The sequence below is a fragment of the Scandinavium manionii genome (assembly GCF_024764775.1).
Classification (GTDB): domain Bacteria; phylum Pseudomonadota; class Gammaproteobacteria; order Enterobacterales; family Enterobacteriaceae; genus Scandinavium; species Scandinavium manionii.
Map to the genome: position 1 here is coordinate 26,135 of NZ_JALIGC010000025.1, position 6,523 is coordinate 32,657.

A 6,523-nucleotide genomic window follows, 5' to 3' on the forward strand; every position below is an offset into this window, starting at 1 on the left:
TAAATACAAAAGGCGCGAAATTGTATGCCAATCTCGCGCCTTGTACAACAAATAATTGCTGCTTATTTATGCTTTTTCAACCTGGCCAAAGTCCAGTTCTACCGGCGTTGCACGCCCGAAGATAGAGACTGAAACTTTCAGGCGGGACTTCTCGTAGTCCACCTCTTCAACCACACCGTTGAAGTCTGCAAACGGGCCGTCGCTAACGCGAACCATTTCACCCGGTTCGAACAGCGTTTTAGGACGCGGCTTATCACCAACCTGCTGCAGGCGGTTCATAATCGCATCAACTTCTTTATCGCTAATCGGCGCCGGACGATCGGAAGTACCACCGATGAAGCCCATTACGCGTGGCACGCTACGCACCAGGTGCCAGCTGGCGTCATTCATCACCATCTGTACCAGCACGTAACCAGGGAAGAATTTGCGCTCACTCTTGCGACGCTGGCCGCCACGAATTTCGACCACTTCTTCGGTCGGAACCATGACTTCACCAAACAACTCTTCCATATTGTGTAATTTGATATGCTCACGCAGCGAAGTGGCTACGCGGCCTTCAAAACCGGAAAACGCCTGAACGACGTACCAGCGCTTTTTAGGAGCTTCAGACATCTCAGAACCTCAGGCCAGTGATAAAAGAGACCAGGCGAACCAGAATACCATCCAGTCCCCACAGGATCAGCGACATGACAGCAGTAACTGCGGCCACAATCAGCGTAGTGTGTAGCGTTTCCTGACGCGTCGGCCAAATGACCTTACGAACTTCGGTTCTCGCTTCACGAGCAAATGCTACGGTCGCCTTGCCTTTGGTCGTCAACAGCGCGACACCGCCCGCTGCAGCAATCAGAATCACTACGGCCAGCGCACGCAGCGGCAACATCATGTCGCGATAAAGGTAGTTGCCCACAATAGCTACAATCAGCAGTACGGCAACGATCACCCACTTCATCGCTTCCAGGCCGCGCCCGCTCCCTTGAGCTTCGGTATTCGCACTCATAAACCAACCTGTCACAAGTATTCGATAAACATCTTTGCCCCGCGAGAGTGCGAGGCAACCAAAACCGAAATGCTCTGCTGCGTTTCGGACTAAACGCCCTCTTCAGAGCCTGTCTCAGCAATGATTATGACAAAAAAAATCACTGATGAGCCAGGTTCTGGTTCGAAAGCGTGCAAAAAGGGCATCAAATGATGCCCTTTTATTGCGCATTGCGTCAAATGTTATCCGCGATTAGCTGATAACTTTAGCAACAACGCCTGCGCCTACGGTACGGCCGCCTTCACGGATTGCGAAACGCAGACCGTCATCCATCGCGATTGGGTGGATCAGGGTAACAACCATTTTGATGTTGTCGCCTGGCATTACCATCTCAACGCCTTCTGGCAGTTCGATGGTGCCGGTCACGTCAGTTGTACGGAAGTAGAACTGTGGACGGTAGCCTTTGAAGAACGGAGTATGACGGCCGCCTTCATCTTTGGACAGGATGTACACTTCAGATTCGAACTTGGTGTGCGGGTTGATTGAACCCGGCTTGGCCAGAACCTGACCACGTTCGATTTCTTCACGTTTGATACCACGCAGCAGAACACCAACGTTCTCACCAGCACGGCCTTCGTCCAGCAGTTTGCGGAACATTTCAACGCCAGTACAGGTAGTTTTCGCAGTTTCTTTGATACCAACGATTTCTACTTCTTCACCCACTTTAACGATACCGCGCTCTACACGACCGGTAACAACAGTACCACGGCCGGAGATGGAGAATACGTCTTCGATTGGCAGCAGGAATGGCTTGTCGATCGCACGTTCTGGTTCTGGGATGTAAGAATCCAGGTAACCAGCCAGTTCGATGATTTTAGCTTCCCACTCAGCTTCGCCTTCCAGCGCTTTCAGCGCGGAACCACGAACGATAGGTGTGTCGTCGCCTGGGAAATCGTACTGGGACAGGAGTTCACGAACTTCCATCTCAACCAGTTCCAGCAGCTCTTCGTCATCAACCATGTCACATTTGTTCAGGAACACGATGATGAAAGGAACGCCTACCTGACGACCCAGCAGGATGTGCTCACGAGTCTGTGGCATAGGGCCATCAGTCGCAGCAACAACCAGGATAGCGCCATCCATCTGCGCAGCACCGGTGATCATGTTTTTAACATAGTCGGCGTGGCCTGGGCAGTCTACGTGTGCGTAGTGGCGAGTCGGGGTGTCATATTCAACGTGGGAAGTGTTGATGGTGATACCACGAGCTTTTTCTTCTGGTGCGTTATCGATCTGGTCGAATGCGCGAGCAGAACCGCCGTAGGTCTTAGCCAGTACGGAGGTGATTGCAGCAGTCAGCGTTGTTTTACCATGGTCAACGTGGCCGATAGTACCGACGTTAACGTGCGGTTTTGTACGTTCAAACTTTTCTTTAGACATCGATTGTCCCTCTAAGACACGGATAAATCGGTGATATCACCACATCAACCAGGCAACATGCCTGACTTGTTGAATGCAAGTAACAGAGAGAAACAGGGAGGAGGAGATGAAGTGGTGCTGATACCCAGAGTCGAACTGGGGACCTCACCCTTACCAAGGGTGCGCTCTACCAACTGAGCCATATCAGCACGTCTGGAGCGGGCAGCGGGAATCGAACCCGCATCATCAGCTTGGAAGGCTGAGGTAATAGCCATTATACGATGCCCGCATCCTGAAACTCGGCTACCCAGTTCTTTCTGTAACAAAAAAGAGATTTCTCTCTTTTATTGTTCGGGTCGGTAATTTTACTCGACCAACCCAGGCGGCGCAAACGCTGCCAGAAAGTGGTGGTGGGGGAAGGATTCGAACCTTCGAAGTCTGTGACGGCAGATTTACAGTCTGCTCCCTTTGGCCGCTCGGGAACCCCACCGGACTTGATGGTGCCGACTACCGGAATCGAACTGGTGACCTACTGATTACAAGTCAGTTGCTCTACCTACTGAGCTAAGTCGGCATCAAGTAGCGCGCATTTTAGGGAGACATGCGCAGGCATGCAACTAAAAAATTGCATAAAATGACTCTTTGCTTATATTTTGCGCGCATCGACGCTAAAGTGGTGCAAAAGCCATCATTGGCGGACAAAAAATGGGCTAATCATCCCTTTTCCTTCTTCTCTTTTACACATAACATGGGAATAAAGTGGGTTGCCCGTTAATAGAATCCATTTTTAGGTTCTCTTTACTGTCTATGATGGCGACAGTCGCAACAAGGATGTGACGCTTTCTAATGAAAGCATCACTAAATCTGATTTTTTCTTCTTATTCCATTCAATCTGGTGTTAACCTCCTGCCCATTGTCCTGATTAACTGAAAAGTGCCGCTTCATCACGTTTCGGCAGACGGAATGGGTGACAGCGAGCAGAACATGCTTATGAGCAAAAAAGAGCAAACGTTAATGACGCCATATCTACAGTTCAACCGTAGCCAGTGGGCTGCACTTCGTGATTCCGTGCCGATGACCCTTACTGAAGGGGAAATCACGCGGCTGAAAGGCATTAACGAAGACCTGTCACTGGAAGAAGTGGCTGAGATCTATTTGCCACTGTCGCGTTTGCTAAACTTCTACATCAGCTCAAGTTTGCGTCGACAGGCTGTTCTGGAACAGTTCCTGGGAACCAACACTCCGCGTATTCCTTATGTCATTAGTATTGCCGGTAGCGTAGCGGTCGGTAAGAGCACCACTGCGCGTGTGCTGCAGGCATTACTCAGCCGCTGGCCAGAGCATCGCCGCGTTGAATTGATTACGACTGATGGCTTCCTGCATCCTAATGAAGTATTGAAAGAACGCGGGCTGATGAAGAAGAAAGGCTTCCCGCAGTCTTATGATATGCATCGCCTGGTGAAGTTTGTTTCTGATATTAAGTCAGGAGCCCCTGATGTGACCGCCCCTGTCTACTCCCACTTAATTTACGATGTCATCTCTGACGGGGACAAGACGGTAACGCATCCGGATATTTTGATCCTCGAGGGTTTAAATGTCCTGCAGAGCGGCATGGATTATCCTCATGATCCACATCATGTATTTGTCTCCGATTTCGTCGATTTCTCGATTTATGTCGATGCGCCAGAAGATTTATTGAAAAATTGGTACATCAACCGCTTCCTGAAATTCCGCGAGGGAGCATTTACCCATCCTGATTCCTATTTCCACAATTACGCGAAATTATCCAAAGACGAAGCAGTCAATATTGCGACTTCTTTGTGGAATGAAATCAACCTAGTGAATCTTAAAGAAAATATACTTCCGACGCGTGAACGCGCCAGCCTGGTTCTGACCAAAAGTGCAAACCATTCGGTCAATGAAGTGCGGTTGCGAAAATAAATAAGGGAGCCTCGGCTCCCTTTACTTATTCTGCGCTACGCAGTGAAATTTCTCCGCCCATCCAGGGCTTAATCACCCCATCCTGCTCAAGCAAGAGCGCTCCCTGCGTATCAATTCCTCGTGATGTTCCAAATATCTCTTTCTCACCGATGATCAGTTTTACCGGGCGGTGAATAAAATTATCCAGCTTCTTCCAACGGGAAAGATAAGGGGTCAATCCTTCTTGCTCAAATAGCACTAACGCAGCACGGAGCTCTTTAATTAATCGAACAGCTAGCGTATTGCGGTCAATTTTAATTCCCGCTTCCTGGAGATTGATCCAGCCCTGATTGATCACATCGGTCTCAACCCGGCGCATCGCTAGGTTGATGCCAGCGCCGATCACGATCTGTGCAGCATCGCCGGTTTTCCCGGTTAATTCAACAAGAATACCAGCAAGTTTGCGATCCAATAGATAGAGATCATTTGGCCATTTGACGCGGACTTTATCGGCTCCGAGGCTTTGTAAAACTTCAGCCATAACAATACCAATGACCAGACTCAACCCAATTGCAGCCGCAGGGCCTTGTTCAAGTCGCCAGTACATGGACAGATAGAGATTGGCACCGAAAGGTGAGAACCATTTGCGCCCACGACGCCCACGCCCAGCCTGTTGATACTCAGCCACACAGACGTCCCCGGATTGCAGGCTCGCCAGTCTATCAAGCAGATACTGGTTAGTAGAGTCGATAACTGGCAGTACAGTTACTGCGCCATCGTTGATGCTGCTACGGATGAACTCTTCATTCAGCAGTTGGATCGGCTCTGGAAGGCTGTAACCTTTTCCTGGGACAGTAAACACATCCACACCCCAGTCACGTAGCGTCTGGATATGCTTATTAATGGCTGCCCGACTCATGCCCAATCTTTCACCCAGTTGTTCACCGGAGTGAAACTCGCCATCTGATAAAATCGAAATCAACGTTAAAGGAACCGTATTATCTTTCACGCAATGACCTCTACTGCGTTAACTTCGCCATGCTCGCCGATAAACCTGACTTCAGGCTCCAGCCAGACATCAAATTTCTCACCGACTTGCTGGCGTACGTAATGAGCAAGGGCCACAACATTATCGCTGGTCGCATTATTGTCGTTAATCAGCACCAGAGCCTGCTGTCGGTGTACCATCGCCCCGCCGATACTTTTGCCTTTCAGATGACATTGGTCGATAAGCCAACCGGCTGCAAGCTTTACGCTGCCATCAGTCTGGGGATAATGTGGTGCATTCGGGAAGGAAGCCAGCAATTTGTCCGCTACGTCACGGGTTATCACCGGGTTTTTAAAGAAGCTACCCGCATTGCCATTAACTTTCGGATCAGGCAACTTAGTCAAACGCATATGACAGACGGCATCGAACACTTCTTGTGGTGTGGCAGTCTGTGGATCCAGACGCGTTAAATCGCCATAGCTCAGAACCGGCTGCCACTGCTTCAGAAGCTTCAGGCCAACGGCGACAATGACATACCTGTCCTGATACTCATGCTTAAAAATACTGTCCCGATATCCGAAGCGGCATTCATCCGCAGTCAGGCGTTTCGCCACCCCAGTCGCCAGTTCTATACAATCTACGAACTCGCACACGCGCTGTAATTCTACACCGTAAGCACCGATATTCTGGATAGGTGAGGAGCCTGCACAACCGGGGATCAATGCCAGGTTTTCAAGTCCAGGCATACCATTTTCCAGCGTAAACTTCACCAGAAGGTGCCAGTTTTCACCCGCACCGACATGTAAATGCCATGCATCTGGCTGCTCAGTGACCTTAATGCCTTTGATTCGGTTAACCAGTACAACGCCAGAATAATCCTTCAGGAAGAGGACATTGCTACCCTCACCCAGGATCAGCGTCGGCAGTTTTTCTGAGGTTGCTTGCTGCCAGGCGTCCAACAATTGCGGTGCATTTTCGGCACAAACGATACGAGCAGCTTGATGATCGATACCGAAGGTATTCCAGGGCTTTAGAGAGTGATTCATAGTAGCTTCCAGATGCAAAAACCTGGCTAGTGTACCGTATTCAAGGAGGGAAGGCTTGTGGATAACGCTGTGGACAGGCTGCGTATAAACGCAAAAAACCCCGGCCTTTCGGTCGGGGTTTCTTACTTGTTTGATGCCTGGCAGTTCCCTACTCTCGCATGGGGAGACCCCACACTA

6 protein-coding genes and 4 tRNA genes are annotated in these 6,523 nt (G+C 49.9%); 1 reads left to right on the forward strand and 9 read right to left on the reverse strand.

What is annotated here, in order from left to right:
- Nucleotides 1–66: 66 nt before the first annotated feature.
- The 7 genes from nusG to MUU51_RS00405 form a co-directional block, all read right to left on the reverse strand.
- Entirely contained in the window at nucleotides 67–612 is a 546-nt protein-coding gene (gene nusG, locus MUU51_RS00375) for a transcription termination/antitermination protein NusG (RefSeq protein ID WP_024548053.1), read from the reverse strand.
- Between the two features lies 1 nt (nucleotide 613).
- On the reverse strand, nucleotides 614–997 hold the full coding sequence (gene secE, locus MUU51_RS00380; RefSeq protein ID WP_049842136.1) for a preprotein translocase subunit SecE: 384 nt from the start codon (nucleotides 995–997) through the stop codon (nucleotides 614–616).
- A gap of 231 nt (nucleotides 998–1,228) precedes the next feature.
- A complete protein-coding gene (gene tuf, locus MUU51_RS00385; RefSeq protein WP_258966865.1) occupies nucleotides 1,229–2,413 on the reverse strand; it encodes an elongation factor Tu in 1,185 nt (394 codons plus the stop codon).
- A gap of 112 nt (nucleotides 2,414–2,525) precedes the next feature.
- Nucleotides 2,526–2,601: transfer RNA gene (locus MUU51_RS00390), tRNA-Thr, on the reverse strand.
- 5 nt (nucleotides 2,602–2,606) lie between these two features.
- Nucleotides 2,607–2,681 (reverse strand) — tRNA-Gly (locus MUU51_RS00395).
- Between the two features lie 116 nt (nucleotides 2,682–2,797).
- A tRNA-Tyr gene (locus tag MUU51_RS00400) sits at nucleotides 2,798–2,882 on the reverse strand.
- A gap of 8 nt (nucleotides 2,883–2,890) precedes the next feature.
- Nucleotides 2,891–2,966 (reverse strand) — tRNA-Thr (locus MUU51_RS00405).
- 416 nt (nucleotides 2,967–3,382) lie between these two features.
- Here MUU51_RS00405 and coaA point away from each other — a divergent pair.
- Nucleotides 3,383–4,333, forward strand: coding sequence for a type I pantothenate kinase (gene coaA, locus MUU51_RS00410; protein ID WP_258966868.1), 951 nt, complete (start codon nucleotides 3,383–3,385; stop codon nucleotides 4,331–4,333).
- 25 nt (nucleotides 4,334–4,358) lie between these two features.
- On the opposite strand, the gene birA is transcribed toward coaA, so the two are convergent.
- Both birA and murB read right to left on the reverse strand, forming a co-directional pair.
- On the reverse strand, nucleotides 4,359–5,321 hold the full coding sequence (gene birA / locus MUU51_RS00415) for a bifunctional biotin--[acetyl-CoA-carboxylase] ligase/biotin operon repressor BirA (RefSeq protein WP_258966866.1): 963 nt from the start codon (nucleotides 5,319–5,321) through the stop codon (nucleotides 4,359–4,361).
- Nucleotides 5,318–6,346, reverse strand: a complete 1,029-nt coding sequence (gene murB, locus MUU51_RS00420; RefSeq protein WP_258966867.1) for a UDP-N-acetylmuramate dehydrogenase — start codon at nucleotides 6,344–6,346, stop codon at nucleotides 5,318–5,320. Before murB ends, birA begins: the two co-directional genes overlap by 4 nt.
- Between the last annotated feature and the right edge of the window lie 177 nt (nucleotides 6,347–6,523).